Below are 24,196 nucleotides of genomic sequence, written 5' to 3' on the forward strand. Positions count from 1 at the left end.
TCTCGAAATGGCGACCACGACAGACCCCCAGCAGACGCCCTCGGCCGGTTCCCTCGGCGAGCGGCTCCGGGTGCCTTCCCGGTTCCCGTACCGCACGATCGCGATGGGAACCATCGGCAGCACGCTGCTGATGCTGGCGGCGCTCGGTGCCGGCGGCACTCTCGTCCGTGACCCGATATTGGGGCACGGACCGCTGTCGTGGATCCGCTACGGCCACGGCCGCATCCTCGCCAACGTGGTGCTCTACACCGGCTTCGCGCTGATCATCTGGGCGTGGGTCCGGCTGGGCCGCTACGCGCTCGCGGGCCGCATCGGCAGCCGCCCGATCGTCATCGCCGCCGCCTGCTGGATGGCGCCGCTGCTGGTCTCGCCGCCGCTGTTCACCCGCGACGTCTTCTCCTACCTCGCGCAGGGTGCGCAGCTGCTCAACGGCCTCGATCCGTACGCCAACGGCCCGGCCGAGCTGGCCGTGCTGCCGGACGTCGTGCAGAACGTCCATCCGCTGTGGCAGACCACGCCCGCGCCGTACGGCCCGCTGTTCCTGCTGGTCGCCAAGGCGATCGTCTCGGTCACCGGCAACGACATGATCGCCGGGGTCATCGCGACCCGGCTGGTGCTGATGATCGGCCTGATCGGGATGCTGTGGTCGCTGCCGCGCCTGGTCAAGCACCTCGGCGGCAAGCTGCCGATCACGCTGTGGCTCGCCATCGCCAGCCCGATGACGGTGATCCACCTCGTCGGCGGACCGCACAACGACCTGCTGATGCTGGGCTTCCTCACCGTCGGCGTGCTGGCCGCGCTGGAACGCAAACACGTCGTCGCCATCGTCCTGGTCACCATCGGCATGCTGATCAAACCCACCGCGGCGTGGGCGCTGCCGTTCCTGGTCTGGGTGTGGGCGAACCACCTGCCCGGTGACCGGAAGGTGGTCAACTTCTTCCGCGCGGGCGCCGCGTCGGTCGGGATCTTCCTGCCGGTGTTCGTCGCGGGCACCTGGCTGTCGCTCGGCTCGGTCAACCTCGGCTGGCTGACCGGCCTCAAGGCGCCGACGCTGATCGCGAACTGGATGAACTTCCCGACCGGGATCGGCGAGATCTTCTACTCGCTGGTGAACCTGGTGATCGACGTCGAGGTCTCGCCGTTCGTCACCGTCTTCCGGGCGATCGCGATGGTCGGCCTGTTCGTCTTCGCCGGCTGGCAGTGGTGGCTCGCCCGCGACGGCGGCTACCCGGCGATCCACCGGATGGCGATCGTGCTGCTGGCCGGTGCGATCGTCCCGCCGCCCTCGCTGCCGTGGTACCTGACCTGGGGTTTCGTCGTTCTTTCCGCGTTCGAATGGCGCCGCCGAAACCTCGCGGTCGTCGTCGCGGTGTCGGTGTTCGTGACGCTGGTCTACTACCCGACGGGGGAGCAGGCCCTGTACGACTGGTGGTTCATGGCCGGCGTCGTCGCGGCGAGCGTGTACGCGGCCGCTTCGCTGCTGCGGCCGGACCCGCTCGGGATCATCGCCGCTTGGCGGGGGAAGCCGGTGGAGCAGTTCCTGCCGGCCGAGGCTCCTCGCTCCTCTTGAGTTTCAGTACATGAAGGCCCCCTTCCTTGCGCTAGACGCAAGGAAAGGGGGCCTTCATGTACCTGGGCGTGGATGCTGGGGCTTGGCCTTCACGGACTTTGGTAATCGCCACGCGCCCCATGTGCGTCCGCAGTCACAAGGGTTGCGCGTGAAGGACCCCTTCCCTCGGCTCAGCCGAGGAAACTCGACCTTTCCCCAGTACATGAAGGACTCCATCCTTGCGCCTAGGTACAGGAAGGGGTCCTTCATGTACTCAGGAGGTCCGGCACCGGGGATGTCACGTGATCGACCGGACGAAACGCGAAGCGAGCGTGGCTGGTCCACGGAGCGACGGTCTCGCTCACCAAAGTGTATAACGACCTATACGGCATGGCGACGGCCTTGTTGCCGTAAAACGGCAACAAGGCCAAAAAAGCTCAGGAAGCGCGCCAACCGCTCCATGAGTGAACGAGCGTGGTCACCACGGCATGCGGGGGAGGCTGCGCCTCGTACTGCGGATACTTCTCCCGCAGCAGCCGCGCCGGCTGCGCCTGCTCGCCGGGATCGGTGAGCACCCGGGCGACACCGTCGGCCCGGGCCCACCACAGTCCGGCCCAGTCCTCGTCGTAGTGGTCGGTCAGAAAGCTGACCACCGGGTTCTCCGCGATGTTCCTCAGCCGCCGCAACGCCGTCGTGCTCTTGGGTTTGTGGTCGATCGCGAACGCCACCGAGTCGCCTTCGAGAACGAACGTCACCGGCACCACGTGGGGCACGCCGTCCGAACCCGTCGTCGCCAGCCTCGCTATCCGCTCGCCTTCGAACCGTGACCGGGCTTCGGCAGGCGTCATCCGCATGCCGTGACGGTACCTATCCCGAGCGGCGCACGCGGAGCACGTTGTCCGAACGCGTTCCCTGCTGGCCGTCCGGTCCCGGGAAGTCGCGGGTGATCAGCTCCTGTCGTTCCACGGTCCATTCGCCGTCGGCCAATGCCAGCGATTCGAGCACCTCGGCGGTGGTCGGGAAGTGGACGTCCTTGTGCGGCGGCTCCTCCATCCACGTCGGCCAGCCCGCGTGACCCGCGACCACCAGCGTGCCGCCCGGCGCGACGGCTTCCGCGGCACGGCGGAGCGCCTTGTCCCGTTCGCCGTCGTCCGCGACGGGGGAGTGGAAGAACTGTGCGGAGACGAGGTCGAAACGTCCCTCCGGGAACGACTTCGCCAGGTCGTGGCGCTCCCAGACGATGCCCTCGACGCCGGCCTCGGCCGCGTGTGCGGCGGCGCGCTGGAGCGCGATGTCCGAGATGTCGACGGCGGTGACCCGCCAGCCCTGTCGCGTCAGCCAGATGGCGTCGCCGCCCTCGCCGCAGCCGAGATCGAGCGCCGTTCCCGGCGTGAGCGCGGCGACCTCGTTCACCAGGATCGGGTTCGCCTTCCCGCTCCAGACCTGATCCTTGTCCCGGTAGAAGTCTTCCCAGAACTGCTGTGTGGCATCCATGACCGCAAGATGCCCCCGCCCGGCCGGTTCCGCAAGTTCCGTTGCCGTTATGGCAAAACCAGCAGCGTGCCCGCGTCGGCGTCGAGGGTGGCCCGCGCGCCGAGCGGGATGGTCGGCGACGCCGGGACGTGCCCGACACCGAAATCCCAGGCGATCGGGACGCCGAGCGGACCGAGGCGGTCGAGCATCAGCGCCCGGATCGCCTCCGGCTCACCGCAGGACTTCCACGAGCCCAGCACGAACCCTCGAACGCCGTCGAGCCAGCCGGAACGCAGCAGTTGGGTCAGCATCCGGTCGATCCGGTAAGGACTCTCGGTGACGTCCTCCAGCAGCACGAGCGCCTCACGCCCCGAGCCCTGCTCGGGCGTGCCGAGGCCTGCCGCGACAAGGGCGAGGTTGCCACCGATGAGCGTTCCGGTCGCGGTGCCCGGCACCAGCGGCGACGACGTCGGTGAGGAGATCAGCCGCACGCTGTCCGGTTCGAACAACGACAGCCGCAGATGCTCGGCGGCCACCGCGTCGAACAGGGTGGTCGCGGGCATGGGGGAGAACAGCGTCTCCAGTCCCATGTGGACGTTCACCGCCCGGTGCAGCGCGGTGACGTCGCTCGATCCGCCGAACATCTTGGGCCCGGCCGCCCGCAGCGCCGTCCAGTCGAGCAGGTCGAGCATCCGCTGCGAGCCGTAGCCGCCACGGGCGGCGAGGACGCAGGTGACTCCCGGGTCCAGCCAGGCGCGGGTGAATTCGGCGGCCCGTGCCTCGTCGGAAGCCGACAGGTAACCGGCGGAGGCCGCGCGGACGCACTCGCCGACGTGGACCTCGACGCCCCAGCCGCGGAGCACCGGCAGCGCCTTCTCGACGAGGTCCGGCGGGACCGGCCCCGCCGGGGCGACCAAGGCGATCGTGTCACCCGGTCGTGTCTTCGGCGGCCTCACCGGCTCAGCCGGAGCTTCGGCACACCAGGCGTCTCGAAGCCGAGGATCTGACCGTAGAACGACAACTCCGCTTCGAGCGCGGCCACGATCGTCTCCGCCTTCCGGAAACCGTGCTGCTCGCCCTCGAACCTCAGGTAGGCGTGCTCGATACCGCGCCCTTCCAGCCCGGCCACGAACCGGTCCGCCTGCTCGGGCGGGCAGATCTCGTCCTCCAACCCCTGCAGGAACAGCAAAGGACCCGCGAGGGTGCCCGCGTTGTTGATCGGCGACCGATCCCGGTAGCGCTGCGCGGCCTCCGGCAGCGGACCGACCAGCCCGTCGAGATAGCGGGACTCGAAGTCGTGCGTCTCACCGCCGTCGCCGGTCCACTGCGTGAGGTCGAGGATCGGGTACATCACGGTGCCCGCGCGGTAGGTCGTGGTGGTGGTCAGCGAGGCGGCGGAGGTGTACCCGCCCGCGCTGCCGCCGCGGATGGCCAGCCTGTCGCCGTCGACGGTGCCTTCGGCGGCGAGGGCTTCGACAACGGTGACACAGTCGGCGACGTCGACCACGCCCCACTGTTCCCGCAGCCGCTCACGATAAACACGTCCGTAGCCGGTGGAGCCGCCGTAGTTCACGGTGACGACGGCGATCCCGCGGCTGGTGAAGTAGGCGATCTCGTAGTCGAGCACCGCGCTGTCCCGGCCGGTCGGCCCGCCGTGCGGGTAGACGAGCAGCGGCGGCAGTTCGCCGTCCGGCGCGGCGAAGTCGGCGTTCGCGGGGAGGTAGACGAAGGCGGGGATCCGGTCGCCGTCGTCGGTCTTGAAGATCCGTTCCTCGGGCGTCGACAGGTAGGCGGGCGACGGCGGTTCAGGTGCGGACGCGAGTTCGGTCACCGTCCCGCCGTCGAGATCGACCTTCACGACGGCACCTTCACGTTTCGGTCCCGCCGCGACGCCGACGATGCCGCCCTCGTGGACGGCGAAACCGTTGGTGGACCACGCGGTCAGCTCGGCGGCGGCCGCCACCGGAGTCACTTCCCGTGTCGCTTCGTCGAGGATGGCGAGCTTGCCCGACGCGATGACGGCGAACCTGCCGTCGCCGACCGGAGTGAACCAGCGCGTGCCGAGTTTCCACTGCGCGCCGCCGATCTCCTGTTCGACCTGGGCCAGGTTCTCGATGCCGCCGTCGAGTCCGACGCGGTGCAGGTTCCACCAGCCGTCCGGGTCGAGCAAGGCCAGCAGGCTGTCCGCCGACTCCCATTCGACCTGGCAGACGGAGACATCGGCCGCGCCGGCGAGCACCCGGTGCGGCCCGAACGTCCCGTCCTCGCCGAGTTCCGCGACGCACAGTTCGGTGCCGTCCCAAGGCATCGCGGGGTGGTTCCAGCCGATCCAAGCCGCACGCTCGGCGTCCGGCGAGAGCCGTGGCGCGGTGAGGAAGTGATGGCTCGCGGTCAGAACCCGTTCCGGGCCACCGTCGAGGGGGACCGCGATGAGATCGCGGGCGATGTCGACGCGACGGGGGCCGGTGCTGCGTTCGCGGACCAGCCACACCTCGCCGGGGAGGCCGGGCTGTAGGTCGCTGTAGCGGATCCCGTGCCGGGTCGCCGGTTCCGGGGTCAGCGGGGTCGTCTCGCCGGTGGTCAGGTCCCGGCGGTAGACGCGCTGATCCGCCCAGTGGGTGAAGACCAGGACGTCGCCGAGGACGAGCCAGGGCCGGCCGCCGTATTCGTGGACCCGGTTCCGGACGCTCCACGGAGCGGGAAGGACGTCTTCGACCGTGCCGTCGGCGCGGGACCGCACGAGGGTGACGCGACCGCCTTCACCGGTTCTCGCTTCGGCCCACCAGACCTCGTTTCCCACGGTATCGAGCCATTGCGCGCTGACTCCCGAGGCCGCGACAGCGGCGGCCGACAGGGGAGACGTCCAGGTGCCGTAAGGGGCGATCTCAACCACGGTTGAAGACTAGGTTCGTCCCTTTGCCCGTGGCGGCCCGGGGCGCGGCGGTTTCGCCCTGGGCTTAACCTTGGGGCGGCGGATGCCGATCATGGGGCCGTGGCCTAGGGTCAAAGGTGCCATGTCTCGCGTAATCCACGTCTTCCGCCAGCCCGACCGGTTCGTCGCAGGAACCGTCGGTGAGCCCGGCGACCGCACGTTCTACCTCCAGGCGTCCGAGGACGTCCGCACGATCAGTGTGACGATCGAAAAACAGCAGGTGGTGGTGCTGGCCGAGAGGCTCAGCTCGCTGCTGGAAGAGGTCGCCAGCCGGTTCGGCGCGGACGTACCGGACGACGCGCCCGACGAGCTCCTCGACGTCGACCCCCTGACCGTTCCGGTCGAGGAGGAGTTCCGCGTCGGCACGATGGGGCTCGGCTGGGACGCCGAAAGCAGTGCCGTCGTCATCGAGCTGCTCGCGATGACGGAGGGCGAGGTGGACGAAACGGTCGTTCTGGACGACACCGAAGAGGGGCCGGACGCCGTGCGCGTCTTCCTGAGCCCCGGCGCGGCGCGCGCGTTTGCGGAGCGGGCGGACCGGGTGGTCAACGCCGGTCGCAAGCCGTGCCCGCTGTGCGCGGAACCGCTCGACCCGGCGGGCCACATCTGCCCGCGCCAGAACGGGTACCGGCGCGACGTCGACGTCCTCGAGGACTGACGAGGTGGAGGAGTCTTCGCGGGAGCTGGTGACGCGCGGCAAGATCGACGTCGAAGGCAGGCTCGTCGACGCCTCCAACGTCACGCTGTTCTGCACGATCGAGCTCGACGGCGTCACCGGGAACGTCGTGTACAAGCCGGTTTCCGGTGAGCGGCCGTTGTGGGACTTCCCGGACGGGACGCTCGCGGGCCGCGAGGTCGCGACGGCCATGGTCGCCGACGCCTCCGGGCTCGGCGCGATCCCGCCGACGGTGCTGCGCGACGGGCCGTTCGGGCCGGGCATGGTGCAGCTGTGGATCGAGACCACCGACGAGGAACTCGTCGACGTCCGGTCACCGGAGAGCCTGCCGGAAGGCTGGCGTGTCGTGCTGCACGCGCACGATCGCGACGGCGAGCCCGCGGTGCTGGCGCACGCGGACCGGCAGGGTATGCGGGAGCTGGCCGTGCTCGACATCGTGGTCAACAACACCGACCGCAAGGGCGGTCACGTGCTCGCCGGCGCCGACGGCCGGGTCTACGGCGTCGATCACGGGATCTGCCTGCACACCGACCCGAAGCTGCGGACGGTGCTCTGGGGCTGGATCGGCGAGCGGCTGACCGATGCCGAGGTCGGCAAGCTCCGCGGCCTTCGCGAGAAGCTGGACGGAGAGCTCGGCGAAGCGCTGGGCGAGCACCTCACCGGGTTCGAGATCCGCGCGCTGGCCGAGCGCACCGAGCTGCTGTTGGCGGAAGGGGTCTTCCCCGAGCCGGGCGACGACTGGCGGGCCATCCCATGGCCGTTGTTCTGATCGACGACGAGGCGCGTGCGCGTCTGATCAGGCGGTTCGGCGAGGACGTCGCGACGTGGTGTGACGAACTGCCCGCCCTCGTGGAGCGGCTGGCCATGCGCTGGGGTCTCACCGTCGTCGACGCCAAACCGGGCAACTCTGGCCGGACCTTGATCTGTACCGGGGCCGACGGGCTGAAGAAGGTCCTCAAACTGACGCCGGATCACACGATCGCCGAATCGGAAGCCGCCGCGCTGCGGGCGTGGGACGGCTGCTCGAGGGTCGTGCAGGTGCTCGACACGGAACTCGCCGCCGGGGCGATCCTGCTGGAGGGCATCGAGCCTGGCACGGAGCTGATGGAGGCGGGGGCGGACGTCCCGTGGGCCGAGGTCGGCGACCTGATGGCCCAGATCCACTCGGTCGCCCCGCCGTCGGATTTCCCGCCGCTGGAAGACCGTGTCGTGTTCATGTACCGGCTCGCCGAGCGCGGGCTGCGCGGCTCGGTGGCCGAGGCAACGCTCTCGCTGGAGACCCTCGATCGCGCGCGGCTGCGGGCGCTCGAACTCGCGACCGGCGGGGGAGGGACCGCGATCGTGCATGGGGACCTGCATCCGGGCAACGTCCTCGACGGCGGGCCTGGGCGGGGAGCGGTCGCGATCGACCCGCGTCCGAGCGTGGGGGACCCGTCGTTCGATCTGGCGGATTGGGTCACCTTGCCGATGCGTGACGGTGGAACGCTCGAAGACGGGCTCGACGCGATCGCGCCGCATCTGCCGGGTTTCGACGCCGGACGAGTGCGCGCGTGGTGTGTCGCGCTAGCGCCGCTGTTCGTGATGCGTCCGCTGGAGCGGGGCGAGCGGACTCCGTTCGTCGACGCGATGCTGCTCATGGCCTCCTGACCGGCGTGGCGGGAAGACGCCGGCGGCGGGCACCGATAGCGTCGTCCGCCGTGCGCTCCCATTCGTACGACGACGTGTTGTCCGGCCCGCGCAAGCGGAAGATCCCCGAGGTGCCCGCGGAGCCGGGGCTCGTGGTCGAGGACCCGGCCAGCGGCTATTGCGGTGCCGTGGTGAAGATCGAGTACGGCAACGTCGTCCTCGAAGACCGGCACGGCAAGCACCGCGTGTTCCCGCTGAACCCCGCGGGGTTCCTGCTCGAAGGTAAGCCGGTGACGCTGGTGCCGGCGAAGGCCGCTCCGAAAGCCCCGGCACGGCGGATCTCGGCGTCCGGGTCGGTCCAGGTGCAGGGGCTCAAGGCCCGGGTCGCCCGCGATTCGCGGATCTGGGTGGAGGGCAAGCACGACGCGGAACTCGTCGAGCGCGTCTGGGGGCACGACCTGCGAGTCGAAGGCGTGGTGGTGGAACCACTCGATGGGGTGGACGTGCTGTCCGACCGCATCGACGAGTTCGGCACCGGACCCGGCCGCCGCCTCGGCGTGCTGGTCGACCACCTGGTCGCGGGCAGCAAGGAATCGCGGATCGTCGACGCGATCCGCGACGAGAACGTGCTGATCACCGGGCATCCGTACATCGACATCTGGGAGGCCGTGAAGCCGTCGGTCGTCGGCATCCGTGCCTGGCCGAAGATCCCGCGCGGCACGGAGTGGAAAGAGGGCGTCTGCGACGCGCTCGGCTGGGGCGAGCCGTGGGAGGGCTGGCAGCGGATCCTGGCGGCGGTCGGCAGCTACCGGGATCTGGAAACGCCGCTGATCGGAGCGGTGGAACGGCTCATCGACTTCGTCTCGGACCCGGGCGAAGAGTCCTGAATGTCTGGTTTGCGTGAGGTCACTCAAGGTCACGCGTCGGTCACGTCGGATTCGCTTCCCCGGTATGAGTCGGCGCGATCTGGGAGCATGAACGCATGACAGGCGCGCTCATCTGGCTGATCGCCGGCATCCTCTTGATCATCGCCGAGCTGCTCTCGGGTGATCTGTTCCTGCTCATGGTCGGCGTCGGAGCCCTGTTCGGGGCGGGCTCGGCCGCCCTGACCGGGAACCCCTTCATCGACGTCGCGGTGTTCGCCGTCGCCTCGGTCGGGATGCTCGTCCTCGTCCGGCCGACCCTCAAACGCCGGTTCCTCGCGGGGCCGGACATCAAGACCAACACCGACGCGCTGATCGGCGCGCGGGCGGTAGTAGTGTCCACAGTGGACGGCGATGCCGGCCAGGTGAAGCTGGCGGGCGACGTCTGGTCGGCACGGAGCATGACCCATGGGGAACCGATCGCCCCGGGGACATCGGTGACGGTCGTCGAGATCTCGGGCGCCACGGCGGTCGTCTCGGCCGAGTTGTGAGCCGGACGGCCGCACCGCAACAGGTTTCTACGTAAGGGGAAGGTAGTTGTCAGAGACAGTGGTGTTCATCGTCGTCGGACTGCTCGCGTTGTTCGTGGTCGTCGTCGTGGTCAAGGCGATCATGGTGGTGCCGCAGGCGCAGTCCGCTGTGATCGAACGGCTGGGCCGGTTCCGGACGGTGGCTTCTCCCGGCCTGACGTTTCTGGTGCCCTTCCTGGACAAGGTCCGGGCGCGGATCGACCTCCGCGAGCAGGTCGTTTCGTTCCCTCCGCAGCCCGTGATCACCGAGGACAACCTGACGGTGTCCATCGACACGGTCGTGTACTTCCAGGTCACCGACTCGCGCGCCGCGGTCTACGAGATCTCGAACTACATCGTCGGTGTCGAGCAGCTGACCACCACGACCCTGCGTAACGTCGTCGGTGGCATGAGCCTGGAACAGACCCTGACCTCGCGTGACTCGATCAACAGCCAGCTGCGCGGTGTGCTCGACGAGGCCACCGGCCGCTGGGGCATCCGCGTCGCCCGGGTCGAGCTGAAGGCGATCGACCCGCCGCCCTCCATCCAGGATTCGATGGAGAAGCAGATGCGCGCCGACCGTGAGAAGCGCGCGATGATCCTGACCGCCGAAGGTCAGCGTGAATCGGCGATCAAGACCGCGGAAGGCCAGAAGCAGAGCCAGATCCTCGCGGCCGAAGGTGCCAAGCAGGCCGCGATCCTGAGCGCGGAGGCCGAGCGGCAGTCGCGGATCCTGCGCGCGCAGGGTGAACGTGCCGCCCGGTACCTGCAGGCGCAGGGCCAGGCGAAAGCCATCGAGAAGGTCTTCGCGGCGATCAAGGCCGGACGCCCCACGCCCGAGGTCCTGGCGTACCAGTACCTGCAGACCCTGCCGCAGCTGGCGCAGGGCGACGCGAACAAGGTCTGGATGATCCCGAGCGACTATGGCAAGGCACTGGAGGGCTTCGCCCGCGCGCTCGGCGCGCCCGGCGACGACGGCGTGTTCCGCTACGAGCCGCCGAAGGAAGACCCGGTCGAGAAGCCGGACCTGGAGGACGAAGAGGTCCAGGGCTGGTTCGACACCTCCAGCGACCCGAAGGTCGCCGAGGCCGTCGCGGCCGCGGAAGCCGTGGCGCGCAAGGAGGTTCCGGCGCTGGGTGTCGCGACGCCGCGGCAGGAGCCGCCCGCTCCGCGTCAGGTTCCCAAGGCTGCTCCGGCTCCCGAGCCGGAGGCCGCTCCGGAGCCGCCGCAGGCCCCGCCGGCCACGCGGTTGCCGCAGGCGCAGCCGCCCGCCGGTCCGCAGGGTGGTCCGTACCAGGGGCCGCCGTCGCAGGGGCCGGGCAGCGGGCCGTTCCCGCAGCAGGGACCGTTCGGTGGTCCGCAGGGTGGTCCGCCGCCGCAGCGCTGAGTCGACTCCTCGAAGTACATGAAGGCCCCCTTCGTTGCGCTGGACGTAAGGAAGGGGGCCTTCATGTACTTCTGGACCTCCACCGCGGTCGAGATTGCAGGGTGGCGACATGGACCGATCGATTCTCGCGGTACGAGACTTCCTCGACGAGCCGCGCTTGCCCGCCAGCGTCGCCACCACCACCGGGCGCGGGAATCCGGCGTTGGCGATGATGTGGTTCGTGGCCGAGGAGGGGCGGTTGTGGTTCCACACCCCGGTGCCCGACGGCCGCCCGTCGCCGTTCTTGACCGCGGCCCGCGACTATCGCGAGGTCGCTGTCATGGTCGCGACCTTCGACCCGCCTGACGACGTCCGCCAGGTCCGCATGACCGGTCCCGCGAGACTTGAAGTCAAAGATGTGGCCCGGATCCGACGCATCTACGAGCGCTACATTCCAGCCTGGTCGACGGACTGGGCGGATCATGCCGCGGCGTCCGGCGCGCGCCTGTGGTCCATGTCCCCTGACCGGGGTATGGCCGTGGCCTACCCCGGTCTCGAGAACCGTCCTGTCTTCCGCTGGTCGAGCGCGGCGGAAGGACCGTTCAACTCCTGAGGAACTGGAGCGTCCGGTACTCGTCGACCACCGCGGCGAGCTCGGCGATACGAGCCTGCCCGGCGTCGATGAGCCGTTGCCCCGCCCGCGACCACAGTTCGAGATCGGGGGACATCGGCGGGATCTCGGCCAGGATCTCCGCGCTTTCGGCGAGGCTGAGCCCGACCCGCTGGGCGGCGACCGCGAGCCGGATGCGGCAGATGGCGTCGATCGTGAACCGGCGCGCGTTGCCCGCGGTCCGCTCCGCGGTGATGACGCGGTAGCGCTCGTAGTAGCGGACGGCGTTGGCCGAGACCCCGGCTTTGCTCGCGACCTCGCTGACGGTCAGCCGGGCATCGAGCTGGGGGAGTGTCGACGTCGTCATGCTGCGCTCCGTACCGTGGCGGGTTCCGTCGCCGGGGCGGGCCGTGTCCGCAACCTGACCACCAGGGCGAACACCATGACCGCGAGGACTCCGACGAGTGTCAGACGATACGCGTCGACGACCTCCCCGGTGAGCGCCGAACCCGGATCGCTCAGCGCGGCGAGACCCTGTCCGGCGGTGGCGGCCGCGATCAGCCCGGTGAACACCGCGCTCACCGCCGCGGTCCCGACCGCGCTCGCGATGGTGCTGGCCAAGGGAAGGATCGCCGAACCGGACGCGAGATCCGGCCCGCGCAGTTCGCGGCCCGCGCTCACGATGGTGGGCATCATGATCGCTCCGGTGCCCGCTCCCTGGAGCAGCCCCAAGATTCCCAGCACCAGGTACGGAGTGCCCGGGGTGAGGACGAGCGCCGTCAGCGCGGTCGAGACGATCGCCATGCTCAGTCCCGTCCCGACGACGATCCTCGGGCCGAAGCGTTCCAGGACACGAGCGGCGAACTGGATGGTGATGCCCATCCCGATCGCCCCGGGGACCATCATCAGCGCGCTGGTCATGGCCGAATCACCGCGCATCACCTGAATGTAGGCGGGCATCAGCAGCATCGAGCCGAAGTACGGTGCGGCGTACAGGACGAGGACCACGGTGTTCCGGCCGAACGTCCGGTCACGCAGAAGCCGGACGTTCAGCAACGGCGCACGATGCCCCCACGACCTTCGGATGAACACGGCCATGAGCACCAGCCCGGCGGCGACGATGCCCGACCGGACGTCCACGCCGAGCGTCTCCTCGCTGAAGCCGTACGCCACCGCGACCACACCGGGGACGAGCAGCAGGCCGCCGGCGAAATCGACCGGTGCGCGTTCCGCGGACGGGGTATCGGCGGGCACCCACCGAAGTACGCCCACGACGGCGAGCAGAGCGGGTGGGACGGTGATGAAGAACAGCGCCCGCCACGAAAGGCTGTCCAACAGGATCCCGCCGAGCACCGGACCGAGGATCGGCCCGATCAGCAAGGGCAGCCCGGTGATCGCGGTCATCCGGCTGCGGCGTTCCGGGGCCACCGTGCCGAAGCCGATGGTCATGCCCAAGGGGTTGATCAGGCCGCCGGCGAGGCCCTGTACCGCTCGTGCGGCGATCATCCAGCCCAGGTCGCCGGCCGCTCCGGCGGCCGCGGACGCCACCGCGAACACGAGCAGCGCGGCCAGGTACACCCGGCGCGCTCCCCACCGTTGCGCGAAAGTAGCCGCGAGCGGCATCGCCGCGACCATGCCGAGTGCGTAGGCGGTCACGATCCACTGGGTCGTGGTCAGTGATGCGGAGAAGGTCGTCATGAACCGCGGCAGTGCGACGGCGACGATCGTGGTGTCGAGAACGGCCATCAACCCGCCGAGCGCGATCACCGCCGCGATGCGGAGTTCTTGTGCGGTCAGGCGGTTCATGCCGCACTCACCTGATCCGCGACGCGTCCGGCGCGCAGGGTGCGGGCCCACCAGGTCAGCTCGGTCATCGTCGCGGCCAGTGCGCCGCGCTCGCCTTCGGTGCCCTCGTACCCGTTCGGCCCGAGACGAGTCCACGGCGCGTTCAGCAGGACCGCGTCGCGGATCGTGGTCGCGCGCAGTTCGGGGAAGATCAGCCGCAGCTGCTCGATCGCGCGGATGCCGCCCGAACCCGCGCCGTAACCGACGAACCCGACGGGCTTATACGCCCATTCCGTGAAATGCCAGTCGATCGCGTTCTTCAACGCCGCAGGAAAGCTGTGGTTGTACTCCGGGGTGACGACGAGGTAGGCGTCGGCCGCGTGCAGCTTGTCGCTGATCGCCGTCCGGGTCCCGCCGGGGCGCGTTCCCTGCAGCGGGAGATCGACGTCGGCGAGGTCGATCGGGTCGACCTCCAGGCCGTCGATCGCGGCGAGTTCGGACAGGAGCCAGCCGGTGATGGCGTCGGCGAACCGTTCGTGGCGGACGCTGCCGATGATCACGGCGAGGCGGACGGGGGACTGGGTGGTGATCTCTTCGCTCATGAAGACGACGCTAAAAGTTCGTCCGTAGGTGAACTCAAGCTCTTGCGTCCCTGGTCACGAACCCTGGACCTCCATTTAAGTAGAGGTTGTAAGGCTTGACATGTAGGAAATCTCCTACGTATGGTCTCGGCATGAACATCGACCGAATCCAGTTCCTCACCGTGCCGGTCTCCGACCAGGCGAAGGCGCGGGACTTCTACGTCGGCAAGCTGGGCTTCGACCTGCTCGTCGACGTCAGCGGCCCGCACGGCCCGTTCGTCATGGTCGGCCCCAAGGGCGCGGACACCGGGATCGTCCTCGTGGACCGCGCGGTCGGCGATCTGGACCCGGACACCCGTGTGCACTTCCAGTTGAGCACGACCGACGTCGACGCGGACATCGCGGAGCTTCGTGCCCAAGGTGTCGAGGTCGGGGACGCGGAGGAGATGCCGTGGGGCCGCGTGACCTCCCTGAAGGATCCCGACGGCAACGCGATGGGCCTGCTCGAACCCTCGGGGTACGGGAACTGGCCGCGCTAGTGCCGGTCAACGACGACGTGTTCGCCGCGCTCGCCAACCCGGCCCGCCGCGAGATTCTCGGCATCCTCCTCGACGGCCCGCGGGCGGCGGGGGAGATCGCCGAACGGTTCGACATGCGGCGGCCGAGCCTGTCGGAACACCTTCGGGTGCTGCGTGAAGCCGGGCTCGTCCGGGAAGAGCGGCAGGGCCGCAATCGCGTCTACTCTCTCGAGGCCGCGCCGCTGCGGGTGGTCTCCGACTGGCTTTCGCCGTACGAGCGGTACTGGCGCGGCAAACTGGGCGACCTGCGCGACCTGCTGGACGAGGAGGACTTCTGAACGACGAGGATCCGACGGCCGTTCACGTCGACCAGTTCCTGGCGCATCCGCCGCGCAAAGTGTGGCGCGCGCTGACCGAGCCGCAGCTGCTGGAACGCTGGCTTCGGATGCCGAACGATATCAAACCCGTTGTGGGACACCGGTTCCAGTTGCTCGCCGACCCGGTCCCGGCCGCCGGTTTCGCGGGCGGCCCGGTCGACTGCGAGGTGCTAGCCGTGGAGCCGGAGCGGTTGCTCAGGATCAGCTGGGGTCCGAAGTGGACGGTCACCTGGCGGCTCGAACCGGAGGGCCGTGGGACGCGGCTGTTCCTCAGTCACGAGGGCTTCGACCCCGACGACGAGTTCCAGCGGATGTCACGCCGGATCATGGGCGGCGGCTGGCGAACCGGAGTCCCGAAGGCGCTGGCGCGCGTATTGGACGAGATGCCGGACGGCCTAGCCTCTCGACAACGGGTCTAGGATCCCCGCTGTGACGGACGAGAAACCGCTCCGAGCCGATGCCCGCCGTAACCGCACGCGGGTGTTGGAGGCCGCGGAGCGCGTCTTCACGGCCAAAGGCACCAGTGCGCCGACCGAAGAAGTCGCCCGCGAAGCAGGCGTCGGGGTCGGCACCGTGTTCCGCCACTTTCCGACGAAAGAAGCGCTCCTCGAGGCAGTGCTCTTCGCGCGTCTGCACCGCTTCGTCGACGAAGCCGAGGCCACGGTGGCCGTCGAGTCGCCCGACCCCGGCGCCACGTTCTTCGGATTCCTGACCGGCTGGATCGAGATGGCGGGCGCCAAGAACGCCTACTTCGAAGCACTGTCGGCGGCCGGGGTCACCGTGCCGTCGGCCGGGTCGGTCATCGGCGTCCGCCTGAAGGAAGCGCTGGGCGTACTGCTCGGCAGGGCGCAGGACACCGGCGACGTCCGCAAGGACATCGGCGTCGACGAACTGATCGCGGTGATCATCGGGACGGCGAAGGCGGCGGAGCACGCCGGGCCCGAGTTCCGGGCCCGGACGATCTGCGTCCTCTTCGACGGGCTTCGGCCGCGTCAGGCGTAGGGCTCCATCGTCGGCCGCTTCGGCGCGAGCGCGTCGCCCGAGGATTCCCCGCGCAGCCTGCGTTTGATCCACGGGACAGCGTGTTCCCTGCCCCACTGGAGGTTCTCGGTGCGCCGCGCCTGCGGGCTCAGCAGCGGCCGCGGGCCGAGTTCGGCGGGTGTCAGCTTGTGCGGTTCACCGAGGGCGTCGAGGACGGCGATGGCGATCTCGTTGTGTCCCAACGAGTTCAGGTGCAAGCGGTCGGGAGCCCACAACCGCCTGTCGCGCAGCTGCCGCATCGCCCACATGTCCACCAGCAGCGCCCCGTGCCGGGCCGCGATGCCGCGGACGTGTTCGTTGTAGATCGCGACACGGCCCCGGATCCTGCGGAACAACGCGTCTTCGACCCCGTCGACCCCCGTGAACAGGACGACCCGCGCACCGGTGGCCACGACCTTGCCGACGGCGACGTCGTAGTCGTCGATGAGGGCGTCGATGTCGACCTTCGGCCGCATCAGGTCGTTGCCGCCGGCGTACAGCGTCACGAGATCCGGGTTCAGCGCGAGCGCCGGGTCGAGCTGCTCGGCGATGACCTGCCCGAGGAGCTTGCCGCGGATCGCGAGGTTGGCGTAACGGAAGTCCTGGTGGTTGGCCGCGAGGGTGCCCGCGACGCGATCGGCCCAGCCGCGGACGCCGTTGGGCGACGACGGGTCTTCGTCGCCGACACCCTCGGTGAAGGAATCCCCGAGACTGACTAAGCGCTTGCTCATACCCGGATGTTACCCAGGCGAACGCGGCCGGCCGATTCAGCCCCTGCTCAGGAGCAGAACACGTCGCGCTTCGGCAGCTTTCCGGACAACAGGAAGCTCGTTGTCGTGTTCAGCGCGCAGGCGTTGCCGCCGAGGACGTACACGCCGTGACCACTGGCGTCCACGGTCACCAGCCGCGACCGGGCACCGAACTTCTCGTCGAGCAGCTGCCCGCCCCGCAGCGGGGTCGCGGGGTCTCGCCGGTTCTGGACGACCAGCACGTTCTCCGGCCCTTTGTCCTTGACCGCCACCGGGGGCTCGGCCGGCGCGTGAGGCCAGAACGCGCACGGGATGATGTTCGCGCCGGCGGCGCCGAAGAGCGGGTACCGCTCGCGGTCTTCGGCCACACCACGGTGATAGGTGCGCACGTCCGATGGCCACGCGACGTCGTTGCACGTCACCGCCAGGAACACCGACCACATGTTGTCCGTCGGCGCCGGTGTGGCGGCCAGGGACAGGCGCTTCGCTTCGGCGGCGACGCGTTCCGCCGCTCCCTTGTCGCCGTCACGGACCGACTGCCACCACTGTGCCGTCTGCCCGTACCGCGTCTGCCCGTAAAGGCCCGCGAAGGTGGCCAGCCGGAACAAGCGCCCGTCGAGGCCGTTCACCGCGGTCTTGTCGAGCTTCTCCGCGAGCTCGAAATAGGTCCTGCGCGCTTCGGCGGCGGTGCGGCCGAGGCCGTACGACTCGTGCCGTGCCGCCGCCCACTTCGCGAAGTCCGGGAAGGTGTCCTCGGCGCCGAGTCCGAACCGGCGCAGCCCGTCACGGTCGAGGTGGGTGTCGCCGATGTTGCTGTCGAGTACCACTCGGTCGGACTTCTCCGGGAACATCGACGCGTACGCCGCACCGAGCGCGGATCCGTACGAATAGCCCAGGAAACTCGTCTTCTCCTCGCCGAGCGCGGCCCGGATCCGGTCGAGGTCCCTCGCCATGTTCGCCGTCGAAACGTGCCGCAGCCTGCCGTCCTTGTCGTTCGCGGCACACTGTGCGGCCACCCCCTTCGCGATCTTCGCTTGAGCGGCGACGGCCGCTTCGTCCACCGCGTACGGCGGGATGTTGCCCAGATACTCCTGTTCCGCCGTGAATCCGCAGCTCACCGGAGTCGAGTGACCGATGCCTCTGGTGTCCATGCCGATCACGTCGTAGGCGTCCAGGACGCTCGCGGGCAGGCCGTGCGAGGCCAGATCCGCGGGGAACGACAGCCCGGGCCCACCCGGACCGCCCGGGTTCAGCATGAGCACGCCGCGCCGCGCCGCGGGTTTCGTGCTGGCCAGGCGGGAGATCATGATGTCGATCCGCTCGCCCTCCGGCGCCCGGTAATCCAGTGGCACCGGTACGGTGGCGCACTGCAGCACGATGTCCGCGGGCACCTTCACGTCCTCGGGGCACGCGGCCCATGCCAAGCCCCGCGCGGGTTCGGCCGCTCCGGCGGGCGCAGTGAACAGCGGCGCCATGAGACCGAAGATCACCGCCAGGCCCACAGTTCGTTTCCGTCTCATCGTCTCTCCCCGATCTTGGTGTGCTCACCGACGGGCGTATTCGAGACCGTGCCCTCGGGGCATGGTCAAGCCGCTTGACTGTGCCCTCGGGGCACGGTGTCCAATGCGGTGGATGTCCTGGAGCACACGGGAGCTGGCGGAACTGGCCGGCACGACGCTGAAGACCGTCCGCTACTACCACCGGATCGGGTTGCTCGACGAGCCTGAACGAGCCCACAACGGCTACAAGCGGTACCGGGTCGAGCATCTGATCCGGTTGCTGCGGATCCGGCGGCTGGTGGACCTGGGCGTGCCGCTGTCCGAAATCCCGGCGATGGCGGGCTCGGACGAGCACACGGAGCAGACGCTGCGCGCACTGGACGAGGAACTGCGGGCGAGTATCGAGCGGCAGCAGCGGATGCGCGACGAGCTGGCCCTGATCCTGCGCCGCCGCAGCCTGGTGGACCTGCCGCCCGGTTACGACGGCAACGTCGAGGGAATGCCGGAGGAGGAACGCTCGTTGATGATGATCTTTTCGACCGTGCTGGACCCGGCCACGATGGCTACGCTGCATTCGCTCCAGCCGGCGTCCCGGCCCGCCGTCCAGACCGAGTTCGACGAGCTGCCCGCGGACGCCGATGACGCGACGCGGCAGCGCATCGCCGAGGCCCTCGCGCCGATCGCCCGCGAGCAGTACGAAGCCCGGCCCGGATTGCTGGACGCGAAGACGTGGAAGGCCCTCACCAAGCCGGTCGTCCTCCACGGCGTGGTCGATCTGTACAACCCGGCCCAGCTGGACGTCCTGCAGCGCGTGAACGCCATGCTCGACCTCAACCCTCCGGAAGCGACGTCCTGACCATGGTCAAGAAACTCACCCGGCGGTGGCAGCTCTCCAGGGTCAGGCCCGGGGACGGATCGGCGCTGGCCGAGTACCGCCGATGGCAGCTCTTCTCCCGTTCGCTGTTCTTCCTCGATCTCGAAGCGCACGTCTACGCGGTCGACGTCCGCTACCTCGCCGACGCCAAAACCCGGAAACAGCACGAAGACGCGGTCGGGAAAAGCCCCGCCGCGCTGTACCGGGACGGTGTCCAGCTCTTCCGGTCCAACCTTCCCGCGGCGTTCCCCGTGCCGGGAGGTGTCGTCGAGGTGGCGACCAGCGTGGTCGGACTGAAACGCATGCACTTCGTGCCCGACCACGGCGCCGAGCGAGCACTGCGTCCTCACCCTCGTTCGCAGGAAGGATTGCGGGCGAGCTTCGGACGGCGGTTTCCCCGTACCAGCGCCGCCATCGGCGTGGTCTCGCTCGTGATCCTCCTGGTCGCGCTCATCGTGGGCCTGCTCCAGGGCGCGGAGGCCATCACGAAGATCCCCGTCGTCGCCGAACACGTCGGTACGTTCACGTCGCCGGCGCTGCTGCCCTCCTGGGCGAAGATCACCCTCGCAGTGGCGGGATTCGTCTCCGCCCTCGAACGCGCACTGAGGCTCCGGTACAACCGGTTGATCGACTCCGTCACCTCTTGAGGCGGAAAGGGGATTCGACGCTCCGGCGCGCGGGTACTCGGTGAGATCCACAAGGCACCGAGCGCGAGGAGGATGCCGCATGCGGCGGACGGACCTGGAGACCGTGGACGTGCTGGGTGTCGCCTTCCCCAAACCGTCGCGGACGCTGGGGCGGGTCGCCCGGGGGCTGGCCGGGCTGGCCCTCCTGCCGCTGGAAGGGATACCGGGCCGCGGACCGCGGCGGGCGGTCTGGTCTTGTCCCGGCAGGCTCTACATCGAGACGCACGGCGTGAAAGGACCGGACGGCGCCCGCGTCGCCCGGCGGGTGGAACGGGCCTTGTCGGAGATCCCCGGCGTGCGATGGGCGCAGGTGAACGCGCCGACGTCCCGCGTGGTGGTCGCGGTCGAAGACCCGGGCCCGCGGCGACTGGAGCTGATCCGCGCGGTCGAACGGGCGGAGGCGGAGCCCGCTTCCGAAGCCGAGCGGGTCGAGGAAGACGAACTGCACCATCCGGCGGACGGCACCACGGCGACCCGGCTACCGTCCACACTCGCCGCCGACGCCGCGGGACTGATGCTGTCGGTGGCTTCGAAGATCATGCCGTGGGCTCCGCTGCCGACGGAGGCCGCGGCACTGGCGTCCCTCGTCGACCTGCACCCGCGGTTGCGTGACCTGGCGGACCGGAAACTGCGCGGCCGGGAGAGGGCGGATTCGGCGACCTCCATCGGCGCGGCGCTGGTCCACGGTCTCGCGGCCCGCAGCGAGGGAACGGTACTGGACATCATGCTCCGCGGCACCCAATGGCGGGAGGCCAAGGCGCACCAGCGAGCCTGGTGCGAGGCCGAGTCCAAACTGGTCGGGCAGCGCGAGCACGCCGGCGCCGACTCGGTGGCGAGCGAACGGCCGTGGCCGCTTCCGGAAAGCGCCGCCGATCGGCACGCGCGCCGGTCCATCGCCGCCGGGGCCGCGGCCGCCGCGGCGGCCCTGCCGTTCGTCGGGCCGAGGCGCGCCGCCGCGGTCGGGATCTCCGCGCTGCCCAAGGCCCCGTCCCATGGCGCGGCCGCGTTTTCCGCCCAGCTGGGCCAAGTTCTCGCCCGGCGCGGTGCGCTGGTGATGGACCGGTCCGCGCTGCGGGGGCTCGACCTGCTCGACACGATCGTCATCGACACCACGGCGCTCGGCGCGGGCGCGAACGTCCTCAGTGATCTGGTCCCCTTGCCCGATGGTGACCAAGTGGACCTGACGGCCGCCGCCTTCGCCTTGTTCGACCCGGAGAAGCCCGAGGTGGTGCGGCGGGACGGCGAATGGACGCTCGGCCCGGTCGACGAGCTGGACGTCACCGGTTTCCCCGACCGGCAGCGGATGCTGGACCAGGGCGCCCACCTGGTGCTGGGGCTGGTCCGCGACGGGCGGCCGGCCGGGCTGCTCGCCGTCGCGCAGGAGCGCTCGCCCGACGTCGACGCGTTGGCTTCCGCGGCCGAGGCCGCCGGCCTCCGGGTGGTCCAGACCGACGGTGGGGTGACGTTCGACGCCGTCCGCGAACTCCAGGCGTGCGGACGCGTGGTCATGCTGGTCTCCGACGATCGCCGGGCGCTGGGGGCGTCGGACTGCGGAGTCGGAGTGCACGAGGACGGGACGCCGCCGCCCTGGGGCGCACATGTGCTGATCGGCCGCGACATCGGCACGGCCGTCCTGCTCGTCGAGGCGATCACCGCCGCGAGGGCGGTCGTCCGCGATTCGACGATGCTCGCGACCGCGGCCAGCGGAATCGGCGGCGTGACCGCGCTCAGCGCCCGGCGCAGGCCTGCCGCGAGCGGCCTTCGCGCGGTGAACGCCGGGGCGCTCATGGCCTTCGGTGACGGGGTCTGGCGTGCTCGTACGCTCACCGGCGAGCGGAAGGCGCCCTCCTCGGGCCGCGTCGCGCCACCGTGGCATCTGATGCCCGCGGACGTCGTGCTCGATCGGCTCGGCTCGGGCCCCCGTGGCCTGGACGAGCGCGAGGCCCGGCGACGCGCGCCCGCCGATCGTGCGGGCGGCGACGGCAACGCCGGCACGAGTATCGCGAAGGCGTTCATGGCCGAGCTCGCCAACCCGCTCACCCCGGTGCTGGCCGGTGGCGCGGCGGTTTCGGCCGCGGTGGGCTCTCCGGTCGACGCCGCGCTGGTCGCCGGGATCGTCGGAGTGTCCGCGCTGAGCGGCAGCGTGCAGCAGGTGCACACCGACCGCGCGCTGGCCGGGCTCTTCGAACGGTCCGCGACCGTGACGACCGTCGTGCGCGACGGTGCCGAGCGGCAGATCGTCGCCGACGCGCTGGTGCGGGGTGACGTCGTGTCGCTGCGGTCCGGTGACGTCGTGCCGGCGGACTGCCGCGTGCTCGACGCGACCGGCGCGGAACTCGACGAGTCCTCGCTGACCGGCGAGTCGTTGCCGGTACCGAAGGCCGCGGAGCCGGTCGTGGCGGCGGAGCTCGCCGATCGGACGTCGATGCTGTACGAGGGCACCACGGTCGCCGCCGGCAAGGTGACCGCCGTCGTCGTGGCGACGGGAGACGAGACCGAGGTCGGGCGGGGGATGGCCGCCGCACGAGGCGCCGCCCCCGAGACCGGCGTCGAAGCGCGGCTCGCGTCGCTCACCAAGCAGGCCTTGCCGGTGGCGGTCGGCTCGGCGGCCGCCGTCGCGGGCGCCGGGCTCATCCGTGGCGTGCCGTTGCGGCAAAGTGTCGGGGCGGCGGTGAACCTCGCGGTCGCGTCGGTGCCGGAAGGCCTGCCGTTCCTGGTGAACGCGGCCCAGCTGGCGGCCGCCCGGCGACTCGCCGAAAACGGCGCGCTCGTCCGTAATCCGCGCACCATCGAAGCGCTGGGGCGGGTGGACGTCCTCTGTTTCGACAAGACCGGCACCCTCACCGAAGGCAAGCTCAGCGTCAACCGGATCGACGACGGCAGGACCACCGCCTCGGTGAGCCGGCTGCGGAAGAGCCACCGGGCGGTGCTGGCCGCGGCCGTCCGCGCGACGCCCCGGGCGGAGAACCCCGAGGAACTGCCGCATCACACGGATCAAGCCGTTCTCGAGGGCGGCCTCACCGCGGGTGTGGACGCCGGCGGCTGGCAGAAGACCGGTGCGGTCCCGTTCGAGCCGTCGCGGGGATTCCACGCGACCAACGGGAAACTCGGTGACCGGCACGTGGTCTGCGTCAAAGGCGCGCCGGAGACCGTCCTTCCCCGATGCGCCCGGCACGGCGACCGGCCGATGGGCGCGGGTGTCCGCGGCAGGCTGGAGAAGCGGGCCGGTCGCCTGGCCGCGGCCGGGCATCGCGTCCTCGCCGTCGCGGAACGGCCTGTGTCCACAAAGGACCTCTCCGAGGACGACGTCACCGATCTCCGGTTCCTCGGCTTCGTCGCGCTGGCGGATCCGGTGCGCGACAGTGCCGCGCCGGCGGCGGATCGGTTGCGCGAGGCCGGAGTGCGCACGGTGATGATCACCGGCGATCATCCGGCCACCGGCGAGGCGGTCTCGGAGGAGATCACCGGGCGCAACGGCGACACCAAGGTGCTCACCGGCGCGCGGATCGAGGAACTCGACGACGACGAGCTCGATCGAGAACTCGCCGACGTCGACGTGATCGCCCGGTGCAGCCCGGCGCAGAAGGTCCGGATCATCCAGGCGTACCAACGCGGCGGCAGGGTCGTCGCGATGACCGGGGACGGCGCGAACGACGCGCCCGCCATCCGGCTCGCCGACGTCGGGATCGCGCTCGGGCAGCGGGGCACGGCCGCGGCGAGGGCGGCCGCGGACCTCGTGGTGACCGACGACCGGCTGGAGACGATCGTCGCCGCGCTGGTGGAAGGCCGGGCGATGTGGGCTTCGGTCCGCGAGGCGCTCGGCATCCTGCTCGGCGGGAACCTGGGGGAGATCACCTTCACCGTGCTCGGCTCGGTCGTCACCGGACGTTCCCCGCTCACCGCCCGTCAGCTGCTGCTGATGAACCTGCTCACCGACCTCGCGCCCGCGCTGGCCATCGCGTTGAGCAGGCCGGACAGCGAGTCCGTACCGGAGTTGCTGCGGGAGGGGCCGAGTGCGTCGCTCGGGAACGCGCTCCGGCGCGACATCACCACGCGTGCGGTGACCACGACACTCGGGGCGTCCACCGCTTGGACCCTCGCGCGGATGACCGGCAGGCGACGTCGGGCGAGCACGATCGCGCTCGTCTCCCTGATCGGCACCCAGCTCGGTCAGACACTCGCCGTCGGCGGCCGGGACAGGACCGTCCTCGCCGCGGGCCTGGGCTCCGCCGCCCTGCTGGCGATACTGGTCCAGACCCCTGGGGTCAGCCAGTTCTTCGGGTGCACGCCGCTCGGTCCGGTCGGCTGGGGGATCGCCCTCGGCAGCGCCGGCGCGGCGAGCGTCGGTGGTCTACTGCTCGGACCCCGAGGGGTAGAGCCTTCGCCCGAACACGCGTGATCAGAGCCGTAACTCGCGTGCTTGAAGGCGTAACTCGCTGAGCC

General features: G+C 70.1%; 24 protein-coding genes. 15 read left to right on the plus strand and 9 right to left on the minus strand.

What is annotated here, in order from left to right; all coding sequences use genetic code 11:
• The first annotated feature begins 7 nt into the window (after nucleotides 1-7).
• Entirely contained in the window at nucleotides 8-1,570 is a 1,563-nt protein-coding gene (gene mptB / locus ACZ1DY_RS21855) for a polyprenol phosphomannose-dependent alpha 1,6 mannosyltransferase MptB (protein ID WP_257486972.1), read from the plus strand.
• A 416-nt stretch (nucleotides 1,571-1,986) separates the two neighbouring features.
• On the opposite strand, the gene ACZ1DY_RS21860 is transcribed toward mptB, so the two are convergent.
• From ACZ1DY_RS21860 to ACZ1DY_RS21875, 4 genes are read right to left on the minus strand one after another with little or no spacing between them, the layout of a single operon-like run.
• Complete coding sequence (locus ACZ1DY_RS21860) at nucleotides 1,987-2,403, minus strand: TIGR03668 family PPOX class F420-dependent oxidoreductase (protein ID WP_257486971.1); 417 nt, start codon at nucleotides 2,401-2,403, stop codon at nucleotides 1,987-1,989.
• Nucleotides 2,404-2,416: 13 nt separating this feature from the next.
• Entirely contained in the window at nucleotides 2,417-3,043 is a 627-nt protein-coding gene (locus tag ACZ1DY_RS21865) for a class I SAM-dependent methyltransferase (protein ID WP_465485554.1), read from the minus strand.
• Nucleotides 3,044-3,090: 47 nt separating this feature from the next.
• Entirely contained in the window at nucleotides 3,091-3,978 is an 888-nt protein-coding gene (locus tag ACZ1DY_RS21870; RefSeq protein ID WP_465485555.1) for a S66 peptidase family protein, read from the minus strand.
• A complete protein-coding gene (locus tag ACZ1DY_RS21875) occupies nucleotides 3,975-5,915 on the minus strand; it encodes a prolyl oligopeptidase family serine peptidase (RefSeq protein ID WP_465485556.1) in 1,941 nt (646 codons plus the stop codon). Before ACZ1DY_RS21875 ends, ACZ1DY_RS21870 begins: the two co-directional genes overlap by 4 nt.
• A 121-nt stretch (nucleotides 5,916-6,036) precedes the next feature.
• On the opposite strand from ACZ1DY_RS21875, the gene ACZ1DY_RS21880 reads away from it, so the two are divergent.
• From ACZ1DY_RS21880 to ACZ1DY_RS21910, 7 genes are all read left to right on the plus strand, one after another.
• On the plus strand, nucleotides 6,037-6,612 hold the full coding sequence (locus ACZ1DY_RS21880) for a DUF3090 domain-containing protein (RefSeq protein WP_126732921.1): 576 nt from the start codon (nucleotides 6,037-6,039) through the stop codon (nucleotides 6,610-6,612).
• Nucleotides 6,613-6,616: 4 nt separating this feature from the next.
• Complete coding sequence (locus ACZ1DY_RS21885) at nucleotides 6,617-7,399, plus strand: SCO1664 family protein (RefSeq protein ID WP_257486967.1); 783 nt, start codon at nucleotides 6,617-6,619, stop codon at nucleotides 7,397-7,399.
• Nucleotides 7,384-8,277, plus strand: a complete 894-nt coding sequence (locus ACZ1DY_RS21890) for an aminoglycoside phosphotransferase family protein (protein ID WP_465485557.1) — start codon at nucleotides 7,384-7,386, stop codon at nucleotides 8,275-8,277. Before ACZ1DY_RS21885 ends, ACZ1DY_RS21890 begins: the two co-directional genes overlap by 16 nt.
• A 50-nt stretch (nucleotides 8,278-8,327) precedes the next feature.
• Nucleotides 8,328-9,143: a DUF3097 domain-containing protein gene (locus tag ACZ1DY_RS21895; RefSeq protein WP_257486965.1), complete on the plus strand. Its 816-nt coding sequence runs from the start codon at nucleotides 8,328-8,330 to the stop codon at nucleotides 9,141-9,143.
• A gap of 95 nt (nucleotides 9,144-9,238) precedes the next feature.
• The gene (locus tag ACZ1DY_RS21900) at nucleotides 9,239-9,670 is read left to right on the plus strand and encodes an NfeD family protein (protein ID WP_126732925.1); all 432 of its coding nucleotides are present in this window, start codon (nucleotides 9,239-9,241) and stop codon (nucleotides 9,668-9,670) included.
• Between the two features lie 58 nt (nucleotides 9,671-9,728).
• The gene (locus tag ACZ1DY_RS21905) at nucleotides 9,729-11,075 is read left to right on the plus strand and encodes an SPFH domain-containing protein (protein WP_185927112.1); all 1,347 of its coding nucleotides are present in this window, start codon (nucleotides 9,729-9,731) and stop codon (nucleotides 11,073-11,075) included.
• A 109-nt stretch (nucleotides 11,076-11,184) separates the two neighbouring features.
• A complete protein-coding gene (locus ACZ1DY_RS21910; RefSeq protein WP_465485558.1) occupies nucleotides 11,185-11,667 on the plus strand; it encodes a pyridoxamine 5'-phosphate oxidase family protein in 483 nt (160 codons plus the stop codon).
• Here ACZ1DY_RS21910 and ACZ1DY_RS21915 read toward each other — a convergent pair.
• The 3 genes from ACZ1DY_RS21915 to ACZ1DY_RS21925 are packed head-to-tail and all read right to left on the minus strand — an operon-like array spanning nucleotide 11,657 to nucleotide 14,051.
• Complete coding sequence (locus tag ACZ1DY_RS21915) at nucleotides 11,657-12,031, minus strand: MerR family transcriptional regulator (RefSeq protein WP_257486963.1); 375 nt, start codon at nucleotides 12,029-12,031, stop codon at nucleotides 11,657-11,659. The genes ACZ1DY_RS21910 and ACZ1DY_RS21915 overlap by 11 nt on opposite strands.
• Nucleotides 12,028-13,470, minus strand: coding sequence for a DHA2 family efflux MFS transporter permease subunit (locus tag ACZ1DY_RS21920; RefSeq protein WP_465485559.1), 1,443 nt, complete (start codon nucleotides 13,468-13,470; stop codon nucleotides 12,028-12,030). The genes ACZ1DY_RS21915 and ACZ1DY_RS21920 overlap by 4 nt, the downstream gene beginning before the upstream one ends.
• A complete protein-coding gene (locus ACZ1DY_RS21925) occupies nucleotides 13,467-14,051 on the minus strand; it encodes an NADPH-dependent FMN reductase (protein WP_257486961.1) in 585 nt (194 codons plus the stop codon). Before ACZ1DY_RS21925 ends, ACZ1DY_RS21920 begins: the two co-directional genes overlap by 4 nt.
• 131 nt (nucleotides 14,052-14,182) lie before the next feature.
• On the opposite strand from ACZ1DY_RS21925, the gene ACZ1DY_RS21930 reads away from it, so the two are divergent.
• The 4 genes from ACZ1DY_RS21930 to ACZ1DY_RS21945 are packed head-to-tail and all read left to right on the plus strand — an operon-like array spanning nucleotide 14,183 to nucleotide 15,927.
• Complete coding sequence (locus ACZ1DY_RS21930) at nucleotides 14,183-14,569, plus strand: VOC family protein (protein ID WP_465485560.1); 387 nt, start codon at nucleotides 14,183-14,185, stop codon at nucleotides 14,567-14,569.
• Entirely contained in the window at nucleotides 14,569-14,886 is a 318-nt protein-coding gene (locus ACZ1DY_RS21935) for a metalloregulator ArsR/SmtB family transcription factor (protein ID WP_465485561.1), read from the plus strand. Before ACZ1DY_RS21930 ends, ACZ1DY_RS21935 begins: the two co-directional genes overlap by 1 nt.
• On the plus strand, nucleotides 14,883-15,344 hold the full coding sequence (locus tag ACZ1DY_RS21940) for an SRPBCC family protein (protein WP_465485698.1): 462 nt from the start codon (nucleotides 14,883-14,885) through the stop codon (nucleotides 15,342-15,344). The genes ACZ1DY_RS21935 and ACZ1DY_RS21940 overlap by 4 nt, the downstream gene beginning before the upstream one ends.
• 10 nt (nucleotides 15,345-15,354) lie before the next feature.
• Entirely contained in the window at nucleotides 15,355-15,927 is a 573-nt protein-coding gene (locus ACZ1DY_RS21945; protein WP_257486957.1) for a TetR/AcrR family transcriptional regulator, read from the plus strand.
• Here ACZ1DY_RS21945 and ACZ1DY_RS21950 read toward each other — a convergent pair.
• Entirely contained in the window at nucleotides 15,918-16,676 is a 759-nt protein-coding gene (locus ACZ1DY_RS21950; protein WP_465485562.1) for an SGNH/GDSL hydrolase family protein, read from the minus strand. The genes ACZ1DY_RS21945 and ACZ1DY_RS21950 overlap by 10 nt on opposite strands.
• Nucleotides 16,677-16,723: 47 nt before the next feature.
• Nucleotides 16,724-18,214: an alpha/beta hydrolase gene (locus tag ACZ1DY_RS21955; RefSeq protein ID WP_465485563.1), complete on the minus strand. Its 1,491-nt coding sequence runs from the start codon at nucleotides 18,212-18,214 to the stop codon at nucleotides 16,724-16,726.
• A 112-nt stretch (nucleotides 18,215-18,326) separates the two neighbouring features.
• On the opposite strand from ACZ1DY_RS21955, the gene ACZ1DY_RS21960 reads away from it, so the two are divergent.
• The 3 genes from ACZ1DY_RS21960 to ACZ1DY_RS21970 all read left to right on the plus strand — a co-directional run bounded on the left by ACZ1DY_RS21960 (nucleotide 18,327) and on the right by ACZ1DY_RS21970 (nucleotide 24,152).
• Nucleotides 18,327-19,049 (plus strand): helix-turn-helix domain-containing protein, encoded by a 723-nt coding sequence (locus tag ACZ1DY_RS21960; protein WP_465485564.1) that lies wholly within the window; start codon nucleotides 18,327-18,329, stop codon nucleotides 19,047-19,049.
• A gap of 2 nt (nucleotides 19,050-19,051) precedes the next feature.
• The gene (locus ACZ1DY_RS21965; protein ID WP_465485565.1) at nucleotides 19,052-19,714 is read left to right on the plus strand and encodes a hypothetical protein; all 663 of its coding nucleotides are present in this window, start codon (nucleotides 19,052-19,054) and stop codon (nucleotides 19,712-19,714) included.
• 79 nt (nucleotides 19,715-19,793) lie between these two features.
• Nucleotides 19,794-24,152, plus strand: coding sequence for an HAD-IC family P-type ATPase (locus ACZ1DY_RS21970; RefSeq protein ID WP_465485566.1), 4,359 nt, complete (start codon nucleotides 19,794-19,796; stop codon nucleotides 24,150-24,152).
• The last annotated feature ends 44 nt before the right edge of the window (nucleotides 24,153-24,196 follow it).

This window comes from Amycolatopsis sp. PSD-21 (genome assembly GCF_055561455.1).